Below are 13,433 nucleotides of genomic sequence, written 5' to 3' on the forward strand. Positions count from 1 at the left end.
CTACACGATGGCCGACCAGCTGGCGTACCGGATGAAGCAGCGTCCGGTCCGGCTGGCGGCGGCGACCTCCACGGTCGTCGTCTCGATCTTCTACCACCAGGGCGATCGGGCCGGCGGAACCGCCGTCGTCGGCACCCTTGTCGCCGACGTCCTCCTCAGTCGCCGGCTCGTCTGCGTCCGGTGTCGGGTCGGCGGTCGGGTCGGCCGTCGGGGACGGCTCGTCGCCGAGCACCTCACCGACCAGCTCGGGGTCGACTCGGATCACCTCGGCGCGGATGCCCTCGCTGGTCACGACGACCTCGCCCTTCGAGGTGACCCCGATGGCCTCGCCCTGCTCCTGGTCGGGGGTCCGGAAGGAGCCCACCCGGTCCATCGAGGGCCAGGCGTAGATCGTGGCGGAGTAGTAGCCGCGTACGACCAGGTGCTTGCCGTCGGGGAAGAAAGCGCCGTCGGTGGCCATCGGGATGACCGGGGCGACCTCCTTCAATCGGTTGGGGCCGTCAGGGTCGAGACGCCTCGGCACGGCGTAGAGCCGCCCGCCTCCCCAGTCCTTCGTGGCGACGAAGACGCGGCCGTCGGGGTGGGCCAGCAGGGACTCGGCGTTGTGCGGCCCGTCGGGGTAGACGAGCTCGTAGACGGTCGGCGAGACCGTGCGCTCGCCCCGCCCGACGCGTACCTTCGCGATCCTGATCGAGTCCCAGACGCTGTTGTTGTCGCCGATGTCCCCGACCCAGACGTGGTTGCGACCGGCGGGCGCGAGGCCTTCGACGTCGACCGGGTCGGCGGCCCAGTGGGTCACGCCGACCGTGTCACCGCGCGAGTCGACGGTGAAGACGCGGCCACTGTCCCCGGAGTCGTTGGTGGTGGCGTACAGACCCTTGCCGAGCGGCGTCAGGGCGCTGGCCTCGCTGATGGTCGGGTCGGTGAAGGCGAAGAGCACGTCGTCGCCGGCGGCGCTCGCGGGCACTGCCGAGATCAGCACCAGCCCGAGTGCGCCCGCGGCGACGACCGCCTTCATCGCCCGGATCTCATCGCTCCGCGAGCAGCTCGCCGAGCTTCGGACGTACGCCCCACTCGGCCACGAGCTCGTCGTACTCCTTCTTCACCGAGCCGCCCTTGACCGGCGAGCCGGTGCGGATCGCGCGGAGCATGGTGTTGCGCGGGGTGTGCTGGCTCTCCACGAACTGCACCACCTCGACGCGGTAGCCGGACAGGCGAAGCAGGCTCGCACGCAGGGCGTCGGTCAGCGTGTCGGCGAAGCGCTCGCGGAGGATGCCGTGACGAGTGAGCATGGAGTAGGGCGCCGGAGTCGGGGCCTTGCGCAGCTGGGCGGCGATGTCGTGATGGCAGCACGGCGCGGCCAGCACCAGCGGCGCCTCCCACTCGATCGCGCGGGCGAGGGCGTCGTCGGTGGCGGTGTCACAGGCGTGCAGAGCGAGCACCACGTCAGGCTTCTCGTCGAGCTGTACGCCCTCGATCGTCCCGGCCACGAACTCGGCGTGCACTCCCAGCTCGTCAGCGATCTTCGAGTTGTGCTCCCGCGACTGCTCCTTGACGTCGACGCCGGTGACGACGACGGGCAGCTCGCGGACCTCGGTGAGGTAGCGCTGGGCCGCAAAGGTGAGGTAGCCGTTGCCGGCGCCCAGGTCGATGATCCGCAGCGGCTCCTCGGCGGTGGGCGTGCGGACCTTGCCGGACTTCATCGCGTCGGTCAGGGCGGCGTCGAGCTGGCGCAGGAACTCCTCGACCTGGCGGTACTTCGCCTGGCGCGACGGCTTCAGCTTCCCGTCCTTGTCCGAGAGTCCGAGCACCCGGAAGACCGGGTCGGACTCCGGCAGCAGCCGCTCTTTCGCCTGGTCATGGCCGCGTTCGGCCTCGACCGGAGCGGTCAGCTCCGTGGTCGACACGAGTGCCGTCGTCGGCGACTTCGCCTGGATCTGGGTCTGCTCGGTCGCGGTCGTCACGACCCAGTTGGCGAACGGTACGTCGAGCAGGTCGTCGAGCGCGGTCGGGTCACCGACCGGGTGGTTCGCGGTGAACGCCTGGGTCGCGTCGTACGTCGTGATCTGCAGGTGCCGCCCGGCCTTCAGGTCGACGTAGCGGATCTCGGCGCGACGCCACTTCGGCGTGCTGCCGCGCTGCTTGCCCGACGCGACCGCCTTGACCAGCTGCTCGGGATCGAGGATCACCGATCGCATCCGGTTCAGCGCCCGCAACAGCGGCTCGGACTCCCTGCTCAACTCAGCACCCCGGCAATGACGACCACCAGCAGAAGCGCGACCAGCGCGCCGGGAATGATCATTCGGCGGTAACGCGGGTTCACCGCTTCAGTCTAGGCGCGGGCCACACCCCAACGCCCATCGCCGAGGCCCGTCGCTCCCGAACGTCCCCGGGACAGAAATCTAGCAACGCTAGACACCCGCCGCTCTCGTCGCTAGCATTGCTAGAAAATCTGGCATCGAAAACACAGGGAGCTACAGATGCTGTACACCATCGGAATGGTCCTGATCTGGATCGTCGCCCTCGGGATCATCTACGTCGGCGTGATGTACCTACTGAGGAACGAGGCCAACGCCGCCGGCTTCGGCCTCCCGGTCCTACCCGCCCCCGAGGCCCGCGCCTGGTGGCAGCTCAAGGGCGTACGCGACATCGCCAGCGGCCTCGTTCTGATCCCGCTGATCTTCGTGGAACCCGACGCCGTGCCGTGGGTGGTCCTCGTCGAGGCCATGATCCCGGTCGGCGACATGCTCGTGATTCTCGGCAACCGAGGGAGCAAGGCGCGCGCCTTCGGGGTCCACGGACTCACCGCGGCCGTGATGCTCATCGCCGTGGCGCTGCTCTGGCTGGGCTGATCCAGCCGGGCCGACCACCTTCAGACGCGCGAGGCGAAGAGCTCCGCGAGGTGCATCGTGGGGACCGAGGCGAGGTCGTCGAGCTGGACGCGGCACGACATCCCGTCGGCCAGGATGACGGCGTCGGGGTGGGACCGGACAGCCGGGAGCAGGTGGGTCTCCGCGACCGCGACCGACACCTCGTAGTGCCCCTCCTCGACCCCGAAGTTGCCGGCCAGGCCGCAGCAGCCGGAGACCCGGGTGACCTTCGCGCCGGCCTGGGTCAGCAGCGCCTCGTCGTCGACCCAGCCCAGGACGGCGTGCTGGTGACAGTGCGGCTGGGCGACGACCTCGACCCCGGTCAGGTCGGGCAGCGTCGCCCGGCCCTCGCCCACCAGCCGCTTCACCAGCTCGGCGAAGGTGAGCATCCCGTCACGTACGACCTCGGCCTCGGGCAGCGCCGAGAGCTCCACGGAGTCCGAACGCAGCGTCGCGGTGCACGACGGCTCCAGGCCGACGACGGGGACGCCGGAGGCGACATAGGGGGCGAGCGTACGCACGGTCTTCTCCATGATCTTCCGCGCGTCGTCGAGCTGGCCGGTGGTGATCCAGGTGAGCCCGCAGCAGGCTTTCTCACCGATCACGCGGACTGTCAGGCCCTGCGACTCGAGCCAGGCGATCGCGCCATGGCCGGACTGGGCGAAGAAGTGGTCGGTGAAGGAGTCGGCCCAGATCCACACGTCCGGGGTCTCGGGGAGCTTCGCGGTCGGCGCCGACCGCTTCAGCGTCTTCGGCGCGAACGCGGGGATCGAGCGCCTCTGGTCGATGCCGGCGGTCTTCTTGGCGATCTTGGCGAGCGGTGAGATCTTCAGGGACGCGTTGGCCATGCCGGTGAACGGCGCGGCGAGCCGCGCCCACTTCGGCAGCTGCCCGAGAAGAGCGTGCGAGCGCGGCCGCCGCTCCCCGAGGACGTCGTGCTTCTGGTAGAGCGCCTCGGACTTGTACGTCGCCATGTCGATGCCCGTGGGGCAGTCGGAAGCACACCCCTTGCAGGCCAGGCACAGGTCGAGCGCCTCGCTCACCGCGGGGTCGCCGAGCCCACCGACGAGCGACCCGTCGAGCGCCTCCTGGAGCACCCGCGCGCGTCCACGGGTCGCGTCCTTCTCCTCGCGGGTCGCGAGGTAGGAGGGGCACATCACTCCGGCGGTCTTCGGGGCCACGCACTTGCCGACGCCGGTGCAGCGGTGCACGGCAGCACCCAGGTCACCGGAGTCGTGGATCAGCCGCAGGCCGGTCCGGGGAAGGGCACGGGGTCGCACCGGACGCAGGTCGTCGGTGATCGATGCGGGCCGCACGATGTTGCCCGGGTTGAGCAGCTCCGAGGGGTCACAGATGCCCTTGACCTGCTCGAAGAGATCGATGGAGGTGGAGTCGTACATGATCGGCAACAGCTCCGAGCGCACCCGCCCGTCACCGTGCTCGCCCGACAGCGAGCCGCCGTAGGTCACCAGCTGCGTGGCGCACGCGGTCATGAACTCACGGAACACCTGGGCCGACTCCGGCGCGTCCGGCGCGAACGGGAAGTCGATGCGGCAGTGGATGCAGCCGTCGCCGAAGTGGCCGTAGGGGTAGCCGTGCAGACCGAAGTCCGAAAGGATTCCCTCGAAGTCACGCAGCCAGGCACCGAGGTGCTCCGGCGGGACCGCGGCGTCCTCCCAGCCGGAGTGGGCCGGCGTGGGCAGCGAGACCCCGGCCAACCCGGCACCGTCCTCGCGGATCCGCCACAGCGCGGCCGCCTCGAGCGGATCGACGACCACTCGCGACTCGAGCGCACCCGACTCCGCGGCGATACGTTTCACCAGGTCAGGAGCGTCCTGTCCGGCGACCTCGACCATCAGCCAGCCGGCCCCCTTGGGCAGGTCCGGCACCGCGCGGCCCTTGGCGCGCACCAGGTCGGCGATCCGGGCGTCCATACCCTCGCACGCGATCAGCCTCCCCGGCGCCACCCGCAGGAGCGCAGGCACCGCGTCGGCGGCCTCCGCCATCGTCGGGTAGCCGAGCACCAGCAGCAGCCGCCCGGGCGAGTCCTCGACGAGCCGCACGGTCGTCTCCAGGATGGTCGCCAGGGTGCCCTCGGTGCCGGCCAGGAACCGGTCGACCCGACCGCCCTTCTCGGGCAGCAGGTGCTCGAGCGAGTAGCCCGAGACCTGGCGCCCGAACCGGCCGAACTCGGTCCGCACGTGCCCGAGGTTGGCGCCGACGAGCGCTTGGAGCCGCTCCGCGGTCTCCCCGGTCGAGACACCATCCGCGTAGATAGCCTGCTCGCCGTTGCCGAAGAGCACGGTCAGCGCCTCGATGTTGTCGACGGTGCGGCCGTAGCCCAGGGCACGGTTGCCGCAGGCGTTGTTGCCGATCATCCCGCCGATGGTGCAGCGGGTGTGGGTGGACGGGTCGGGCCCGAAGCGCAGCCCGTGCGGCGCCGCCGCCCGCTGCAGGTCGGCGTGCACGACGCCCGGGTCGATCCGCGCGGTGCGCGCCTCCGGGTCGATCTCGTAGATGGTCCGCAGGTCCCGCGTGTCCACGACGATCCCGGACCCGACGGCGTTGCCGGCGATCGAGGTGCCCGCACCTCGCATCGTCACCGGCGCCCCGGTCGAACGGGACACCGCGTGCACCGCGAGCAGCTCGTCGCGGGACTGCGGCCGTACGACGACGGAGGGCACGACCCGGTAGAGGCTCGCGTCGCTGGAGTAGAGCGCCCGGGCCAGCGGCGAGTCGTCGACCCGGCTGATCCCCTGGTTGCGCAGCTCATTCGCCAGATCCGAGGCAGTCGCATTCACCCGCTCATTGTCACAGACCTCGGCACGGTCACCGGTCAGCGCCCACCGTCGGCGACCACAACCCGAACCCGTCTCAGTGAGCGATATTCGACTCTCATATAATGGGACGGCCCGCGAGAGCGCGGGCACTTCCAGACCTCGGAGAGAGACCATGTCCGCCACCCCCGCACCGGCCAACCCGCGCTCGCGCGTGCTCGTCGCCAGTCTCATCGGGACGACGATCGAGTTCTACGACTTCTACGCGTACGCCACCGCAGCCGTCCTCGTCTTCCCCGCCCTCTTCTTCCCGGCCGGCGACCCGACCACCGCGCTCCTGGCGAGCTTCGCCGTCTTCGGCGCCGCGATGGTCGCCCGCCCGATCGGCGCGATCTTCTTCGGCCACCTCGGCGACCGGCTAGGCCGCAAGACGACCCTGGTCATCTCGCTGCTCACCATGGGCATCGCGACCTTCCTGATCGGTGCGCTCCCGACGTACGAGACCGTCGGCTGGGTCGCCACCGCGCTGCTCGTGCTGATGCGCCTGGCCCAGGGCTTCGCGCTCGGCGGCGAGTGGAGCGGTGCGGCCCTGGTCGCGACCGAGAACGCCCCCGAGGGCAAGCGCGCCATCTACGGTACGTTCCCGCAGCTCGGCGCGCCGCTGGGCTTCATCCTCGCCAACGGCCTCTTCCTGGCCATCGCGGCACTGCTCTCCGCTGAGGGCGCCGACCCGACCAGGCCGTCCGAGGCGTTCCTGGAGTGGGGCTGGCGCGTGCCGTTCCTCTTCTCCGCCGTCATGGTCGTCGTCGGCCTGTGGGTCCGGCTGCGCCTGGTCGAGAGCGACGTGTTCACCAAGAGCCAGGACGCCGGCCTGGTCCGCAAGGTCCCACTGGCCTCGGTCGTGCGCAACCAGGGCAAGCAGCTGGTCCTCGGCACCTTCTTCATGCTCGCGACCTACGTGCTCTTCTACCTGATGACCGCGTTCTCGCTGTCGTTCGGCACTGCCGCCAAGGACCTCGCCGTCCCCGGCCTGGGCTACGGCTACACGAGCTTCGTGCTGATGCTGATCTTCGGCGTGATCTTCTTCGGCATCTTCACCATGGTCTCCGGGCCGCTGGCCGAGCGCTTCGGCCGGCGCCGGCTGCTGATCGCGGTCACCCTCGGGATCATCGTCTTCGGCCTGGCCTGGGTGCCGCTCGTCAACGCCGGCACCGTCGGCGTACTCCTCTGGCTGGTTCTCGGCTTCTCCTTGATGGGCCTCACCTTCGGCCCGATGGGTGCGCTGCTGCCGGAGCTGTTCCCGACCAGCGTGCGCTACACCGGCTCCGGCATCTCCTACAACGTCGCCTCGATCCTCGGCGCCGCGGTCGCGCCGTTCATCGCGGTCGCGCTGTGGAAGCAGGCCGACGGCTCGCCGGTCCTGGTCGGCGTCTACCTCTCCGTGATGGCCGTGATCACCCTGATCTCGCTGATCATCGGCAAGGAGACCAAGGACGTGGCGCTCGAGGAGACCCCGGAGAAGACCTCGGTCTGACGGGTCTACGGTGGGCGGGGTGACCGTCAGGATCCTCTCCGCCACAGACGTACGCAGCATCTTCACGCCCCGCCTCGCGCTGGAGTCCCAGCGCGAGGCGTTCACCCGACTCGGAGCCGGGGAGGCCGTCCAGCCTCCCCGGCTCCTCGTGCCCGGACCGGACGAGTCGGTCTCGTTCTGCTACTCCTCCCGGATCGCCCCCGGCGCCCCAGCGGTGAGCAAGTTCGGCAGCGTCAACCCGGCCAACGCCGCCCGCGGGCTGGGTGCCGTGCACTCGGTCATCACGGTCCTCGACGCCGACACCGGTGCACCGCGCGCGATCATCAACGGCGACAGCGTCACCGGCCTGCGCACCTCGGCCGCGACCACCCTCGCCATGCAGCAGGTCGCGCCCGATGCCGAGAACGTCCTCGTCGTCGGCACCGGCGCCCAGGCTCGCGCCCACCTCGCGGCTTTCGCCGTCACCCATCCCTCCGCCGACCTCTGGGTCTTCGGCCGGAACCCGACCGCCGCCAGCGAGATCGCCGCCGAGCACGGCGCCGCCGCGAAGGCAGACCTGGAAGAGGCCGTACGCAGCGCCGACATCGTCGTCCTCTGCACCTCGTCCCTCACCCCGGTGATCGAGGACGCCTGGGTCACCGACGGCACCACCGTGGCCAGTGTCGGTTCCTTCGCCCCCGACCGCGTCGAGCTGCCACCGTCGCTGCTGTCGCGCTCCACGGTCGTCGTCGACTACCGCCCCTCGGCCCTGACCGACTCCGGCCCCGTCGTTCAGGCCGTCGCGTCCGGTTCGATCGACCCGGAACGGATCACCGAACTGGGCTCGCTCCTGATCGGCAACGTCGCCCTCGACCGCAGCTCGGCGGACGTCCTCACCTACCTCTCGGTCGGCGTAGGCGTCCAAGACGCAGCCGCCGCCAGGTTCATCCTGACAACAGCCGAAGAGCAAAACGCAGGCACCCTGGCCGCCCTGGACTGACCCCGCGAGAAGTCAGAATCTGGCGCCGAGACGTCAGTTCTTGGCGCCGAAGAGTCAGTCCTCGGCGTCGAGATGTCGATTTATGCCGTCGACATGTCGATTTTCCGTACGCCACATCGGCGGCAAACGCTGACCTCTCACCGTCAGAAATCGACGTCTCGGCGTCAGATTTCGACTACTCGGCGCCAGATTTTGACGCTTCGGCGGCTAGGGCTGCTTGCACCACGTCTAGGAGGGGGAGGCTCTCCAGGTCGGCGCGGGGCACCCAGCGGACGTCGTCGGTCGTGCCGTTCTGCTCGACCACCCTAGGGTTGGCGCCGTCGGGGACGGTCGCGGCGAAGATCAGGTGGACGCCGTGGAACTCCTCGTGACGACCGCTGGGGGCGGTGCCGGTGATGTTCACGTCGTGCACATCGAGCACGGCGCCGACCTCGCAGGTGAGGCCGCACTCCTCGACCACCTCGCGTACCAGCGCCTCGCGCGGCTGCTCGCCGAAGTCGACCCCGCCACCGGGCAGCGTCCAGGTGCCCGAGTGGTAGCCGAGCGGCGAGATCCGGGTGAGCAGGATCGCGTCGTCGGAGGGGCGGGTGATGAAGGCGTACGCCGCCAACCGCTGCATCCGCGACGGCTTGTGCACCTCGAGGGCGTCGGTGACCAGCGGAGACGTCGGGATCTCGCCGCTCGTCACAGCGGCCAAAGGCAGCCAGGCCGCCTCCGCGGTGGACCCGTCGACCTCCATCGTCTGCGGCTCGGGAGCGTCGTGAGGCACCCAGCCGTCGTAGACGATCCGGATCGCGTGGGAGTTGACCCGCCGGCCCAGCCGCCAGGCCTTGGCCTGATGGACCGAGTAGACCCGCGCCTCGACACCGACCTCGACCGGCACCCCGGCCTCCTCGTAGACCTCCCGCACGACCGCGTCGCGCGGGTCCTCACCGTGGTCGATCCCGCCACCGGGCAGCGTCCACCGCTCCTCCGGCGTGACCTTCTCCGAGAGCCGGCTGAGCAGGATCTCCGGCTCAGCGGCCGCGCCCGCTCGGATGATGACGGCGTACGCCCCCACCCGCTGCACCTTCGGAAGCTTGCGTCGCCGCCCGCTGCGGCCCCGATTCCGCGTCGCCATCAGCTGAACGGGGGTCGGGAGTCGAGAGCCAGCGACCGGCGACCGGCCCAGCGCCACACCTTGGCGACGCGGTCGCGGTCGTCGTCGGTGACCAGGTTGCCCATCCACCGCAGGGCCAGCGTCATCAGCCAGTCGGAGCGCATTCCCGCAGGTCCGAGGGTGGATACCAGGCGCGGACGGGTCGCGATCCCGGCCAGACGGCGGGCGATGGAGAACGCCTCGCCGTAGTGCTCACGCAGGGTCGCCGGCCAGGCGGTGGCCAGATCCTCACCCGCGATCAGCGCGTCGGCGACCATCCGTCCGGTCTCCAGGCCGTAGTCGATCCCTTCGCCGTTGAGCGGGTTCACGCACCCGGCGGCATCGCCGATCAGCGCCCAGTTGGCACCGGCGACCCCTGAGACGGCACCACCCATCGGCAGCAGCGCGGACTTCTCCGCCCGCAGCTCGCCGGTGAGCCCGAACTGCTCGCGGCATTGCTCGGTGTAGTGCCTCATCAGCGGCTTGATAGCGACATCTGCCGGCCGCTTCGAGGTGGCAAGCGCACCCGCGCCGATGTTCACCTCGCCCGATCCGAGCGGGAAGATCCAGCCGTATCCCGGCAGCGCCTCACCGGACTCGTCACGCAGCTCCAGGTGGGAGGAGATCCATTCGTCGTCGGCCTCGTCGGAGGCGATGTAGGCCCGTCCGGCGACGCCGTAGACGGTGTCGCGGTGCCACTCCCGGCCCAGCACCTTGCCGAGCGGCGAGCGCACGCCATCGGCGACCACCACCGACCGGCAGGCGACCTCGTGCCCGCCCTCGAAAACCACAGCGGCGATCCGCTCGCCGTCCCATCGCACGTCGACCGCACGCACGCCGTCGACCGCCGTCGCGCCGGACTTGATCGCCACCGTGCGCAGATGATCGTCGAGCTCGGTCCGCGGCACCGCCGAACCCCAGGACGGCAAGGTCCCACCGGGCCACGGCAGGTGCAGCGTCTGCCCGAAGCCGTGCGCCCGCAAGCCCTTCGAGACCGGGTGCGCACGCAGCCAGTCCTCCAGTCCGAGCCGGACCAGCTCGTGGGTCGCACGCGGGGTCAGCCCGTCACCGCAGGTCTTGTCACGCGGGAAGACGGCCGCATCGGTCAACAGGACATCGACCCCGGCGCGCGCCAGCCAGGCCGCCGCGGCCGAGCCCGCGGGCCCTGCCCCCACGACGAGCACGTCAGCTGACTGCGGAAGGGACGAGGTCATGCGCATATCTTCCCAGAACCGGGCAACGGCCCGCGAAAGAACCCTCACCTCTGGCCGAAGCGGGCCTCTGCTAGGTTATTGCAAGTTCTTCGCAATAGTCCCGGAGCAGTCTCGGAAGGCCCCCACGTGCACGACCCTCTCGGCGTACGTCGCCGCCGCCGGCGCGCCGCCATCTGGCTCCTGGGCCTCCTCGCGGCCACCGCTTTGACGGTCGTCGTGGCGGTCGGGCTGGGTGCTGCGTACGTCACCCCGGGGACGGTCGCCCAGATCCTCGGCCACCACCTCCTCGGCCTGCCCGAGACCGGCTGGAAGGCCACCGAGGAGGCGATCGTGTGGAAGGTACGCCTCCCCCGCGTGCTCCTCGGCGCCCTCGTCGGAGCGGGCCTGGCCGTCACTGGCATGGCGCTGCAGGCGATGGTCCGCAACATGCTCGCCGACCCCTACCTGCTCGGGATCAACTCCGGTGCCTCCAGCGGTGCCGCGGCGGCGATCCTCTTCGGCGCGGGCGCCGGCCTCGGGGCGTACGCCCTGCCCGGCTCGGCCTTCCTCGGCGCCCTCGCGGCGTCGTTTCTGGTGTTCGCCCTCGCCCGCAGCGGCGGTCGGGTCACCTCGCTGCGGCTGCTCCTCTCCGGCGTCGCGGTCGGCTACCTGCTCTACGGCCTGACCAGCTTCCTGATCTTCGCCTCGGGCTCGGCCGAGGGCGCCCGATCGGTGATGTTCTGGCTGCTCGGCTCGCTCGGCCTGGCCCAATGGAACGGCCTGCTGGCCGTCGTGGCCGTCGCCGTGCTCGCCACCATCGCCCTGCTGACCCTGTCCGGTCGTGGTCTCGACGCCCTCGCGATCGGGGACGAGACCGCCCACACCCTCGGCATCTCCCCCGACCGCTTCCGCACCCTGCTGCTGGTTCTCGTGGCGCTGACGGTGGGCGTGGTCGTCTCGGCCGCCGGCAGCATCGGCTTCGTCGGCCTGGTCGTGCCCCACCTGGCCCGGCGTGCCGTCGGCTCCGCCCACTCGGTGGCGATCCCGGCGGCCGCCCTCATGGGCGCGATCCTGCTGGTCTGGGCCGACGTGCTCGCCCGGGTCCTCCTCCAGCCCCAGGAGATCCCGATCGGGATCGTCACCGCGCTCCTGGGCGCCCCGTTCCTCATCGTCCTCATCCGGCGCTTCTCGGCGCGCGACGTCTGACAAGGAGCCGAAATGATCCGCCCCATGCTCGCCACCGCCGCCATCGTGCTGGCCACGACGACCGCGTGCGGCGCCGACGCCGCCGGCGACGAGCCCGCAACCGCCGGCTTCCCGGTCACCGTCGAGAACTGCGGCGCCGAGGTCACCTTCGACGCCCAGCCGGAACGCGTCGTGATGCTGAAGAGCTCCGCGGTGCCCTACCTGCACGCGCTCGGCGTGATGGACCAGGTCGTCGCCAGGGCCGGCGAGTATCCCGCCGATTACTACGACCCCGAGACTCAGGCGGAACTCGACGACATCCCGCTGCTCACCGACGAGATGGACACCAGCGGGCACCTGCAGATCTCCAAGGAGATCGTGATCGCCGAGGAGCCCGACCTGGTCCTCGGCGAGGTCGACAACCTCTCCCGCGACACCCTCGACGCCGTCGACATCGACCTCCTCGAGGAGCCGGCGATGTGCCCCGAGGGCATCGACGACCCCGGCTTCGACGACGTCTACAGCCAGCTGGAGACCTACGGGAAGGTCTTCGACCGCGAGGACGAAGCCGCCCAGGCTGTCGCTGACCTGCGCAAACGCGTCACGGAGCTGGAGAAGCAGAAGGTCGGCGAGGGACGTACGGCTGCGGTGCTCTACCCCACCGTCGGCGGCGGCGTGACCTATGCCTACGGCACCAGGTCGATGGCCCATCCGCAGCTGGAGGCGGCCGGGTTCGAGGACGTCTTCGCCGACGTCGACGAGCGTGTCTTCGAGGTCTCGACCGAGGATCTCCTCGAGCGCGACCCCGACGTGATCATCGTGCTCCACAACTCCGGCGACCCGAAGGATGTCGAGAAGTCGATCACCCAGCTCGCCGGCGCCGAGGACCTCACCGCGGTCAAGAACGGCGACGTGATGGCGCAGCTGTTCAACTTCACCGAGCCGCCCTCCGCCCTCTCCGTCGACGGCCTGGAGCGGATCATCGACAGGTTCGGCCGGTGATCGAGGCAGCAGGCCTGTCCTGGACGTACGGCACCACGACGATCCTCGAGGACGTCGATGTCGCCTCCCACGAGGGCCGGGTGCTCGGTCTGATCGGCCCGAACGGGAGCGGCAAGACGACGCTGCTCCGGCTGCTCTACGGCGCCCTCCAGGGCACGGGAACCGTCGAGATCGACGGCGACGACCTCGCCGGGCTCCCCGCGAAGCAGGTCGCCCGGCGCCTGGCCGTGGTGGTCCAGGAGTCCGGCACCGACACGAGCTTGACCGCCGGCGAGATGGTCCTGCTGGGACGTACGCCGCACCTGTCCGCCTTCGCCAGGGCCGGCGAGCACGACCTGGCGATCGCGGCGGAATGCCTGGAGCGGGTCGGCGGGACCCACCTCGGTCCGCGCTCCTTCGCCGCTCTCTCCGGAGGCGAGCGGCAGCGGGTGCTCATCGCTCGGGCGCTGGCGCAGGAGGCGACCCACCTGCTCCTCGACGAGCCGACCAACCATCTCGACATCCGCTACCAGCACGAGATCCTCTCCCTGGTCCGGAAGCTCGGGACGACGGCGATCGTGGTGCTCCACGACCTCAACCTGGCGGCCCGCTACTGCGACGACCTGGTGCTGCTCGACCAGCGCCGTGTCGCCGCGCGCGGCACCGTCGACGAGGTGCTCCGGCCCGAGATCCTGGAGCCGGTCTACGACATCGGCATCGAGCGGCTCGAGCTGCGCGAGGAGATCCACCTCCTCTTCCGCCCGTCGGTCTGAACA

The 13,433-nt window shown here is 70.4% G+C and carries 11 protein-coding genes; 6 read left to right on the forward strand and 5 right to left on the reverse strand.

Annotation, left to right across the window (positions count from 1 at the left end; genetic code table 11):
* Both ABZY89_RS14090 and ABZY89_RS14095 read right to left on the reverse strand, forming a co-directional pair.
* Window positions 1-1,018: hypothetical protein (locus ABZY89_RS14090; RefSeq protein ID WP_355228053.1), on the reverse strand; the 1,018-nt coding region annotated here is incomplete at its 3' end.
* A 10-nt stretch (window positions 1,019-1,028) separates the two neighbouring features.
* Complete coding sequence (locus ABZY89_RS14095) at window positions 1,029-2,240, reverse strand: SAM-dependent methyltransferase (protein ID WP_355228055.1); 1,212 nt, start codon at window positions 2,238-2,240, stop codon at window positions 1,029-1,031.
* A gap of 240 nt (window positions 2,241-2,480) precedes the next feature.
* Between ABZY89_RS14095 and ABZY89_RS14100 the strand changes: the two genes are divergently transcribed.
* Entirely contained in the window at window positions 2,481-2,852 is a 372-nt protein-coding gene (locus tag ABZY89_RS14100; RefSeq protein ID WP_355228057.1) for a DUF4267 domain-containing protein, read from the forward strand.
* Between the two features lie 20 nt (window positions 2,853-2,872).
* On the opposite strand, the gene ABZY89_RS14105 is transcribed toward ABZY89_RS14100, so the two are convergent.
* Entirely contained in the window at window positions 2,873-5,671 is a 2,799-nt protein-coding gene (locus ABZY89_RS14105) for an FAD-binding and (Fe-S)-binding domain-containing protein (RefSeq protein WP_355228059.1), read from the reverse strand.
* Between the two features lie 151 nt (window positions 5,672-5,822).
* On the opposite strand from ABZY89_RS14105, the gene ABZY89_RS14110 reads away from it, so the two are divergent.
* Complete coding sequence (locus tag ABZY89_RS14110) at window positions 5,823-7,181, forward strand: MFS transporter (protein ID WP_355228061.1); 1,359 nt, start codon at window positions 5,823-5,825, stop codon at window positions 7,179-7,181.
* Between the two features lie 19 nt (window positions 7,182-7,200).
* Entirely contained in the window at window positions 7,201-8,160 is a 960-nt protein-coding gene (locus tag ABZY89_RS14115; protein ID WP_355228063.1) for an ornithine cyclodeaminase family protein, read from the forward strand.
* 175 nt (window positions 8,161-8,335) lie between these two features.
* On the opposite strand, the gene ABZY89_RS14120 is transcribed toward ABZY89_RS14115, so the two are convergent.
* Both ABZY89_RS14120 and ABZY89_RS14125 read right to left on the reverse strand, forming a co-directional pair.
* Entirely contained in the window at window positions 8,336-9,280 is a 945-nt protein-coding gene (locus ABZY89_RS14120; RefSeq protein ID WP_355228065.1) for an NUDIX domain-containing protein, read from the reverse strand.
* Entirely contained in the window at window positions 9,280-10,512 is a 1,233-nt protein-coding gene (locus ABZY89_RS14125; RefSeq protein ID WP_355228067.1) for a geranylgeranyl reductase family protein, read from the reverse strand. Before ABZY89_RS14125 ends, ABZY89_RS14120 begins: the two co-directional genes overlap by 1 nt.
* A gap of 126 nt (window positions 10,513-10,638) precedes the next feature.
* Here ABZY89_RS14125 and ABZY89_RS14130 point away from each other — a divergent pair, with 126 nt between their 5' ends.
* Genes ABZY89_RS14130 through ABZY89_RS14140 form a run of 3 tightly spaced genes read left to right on the forward strand, consistent with a single transcriptional unit; the run spans window position 10,639 to window position 13,430 of the window.
* Window positions 10,639-11,697 carry an iron ABC transporter permease gene (locus ABZY89_RS14130; RefSeq protein ID WP_355228068.1) on the forward strand — a complete coding sequence of 353 codons (1,059 nt, stop codon included), beginning with the start codon at window positions 10,639-10,641 and terminating at the stop codon, window positions 11,695-11,697.
* Window positions 11,698-11,709: 12 nt separating this feature from the next.
* The gene (locus tag ABZY89_RS14135; RefSeq protein ID WP_355228070.1) at window positions 11,710-12,678 is read left to right on the forward strand and encodes an ABC transporter substrate-binding protein; all 969 of its coding nucleotides are present in this window, start codon (window positions 11,710-11,712) and stop codon (window positions 12,676-12,678) included.
* Entirely contained in the window at window positions 12,675-13,430 is a 756-nt protein-coding gene (locus ABZY89_RS14140; protein WP_355228072.1) for an ABC transporter ATP-binding protein, read from the forward strand. The genes ABZY89_RS14135 and ABZY89_RS14140 overlap by 4 nt, the downstream gene beginning before the upstream one ends.
* Window positions 13,431-13,433 lie beyond the last annotated feature (3 nt).

The sequence above is a fragment of the Nocardioides sp. NPDC006303 genome (assembly GCF_040613175.1).
Lineage (GTDB): Bacteria > Actinomycetota > Actinomycetes > Propionibacteriales > Nocardioidaceae > Nocardioides.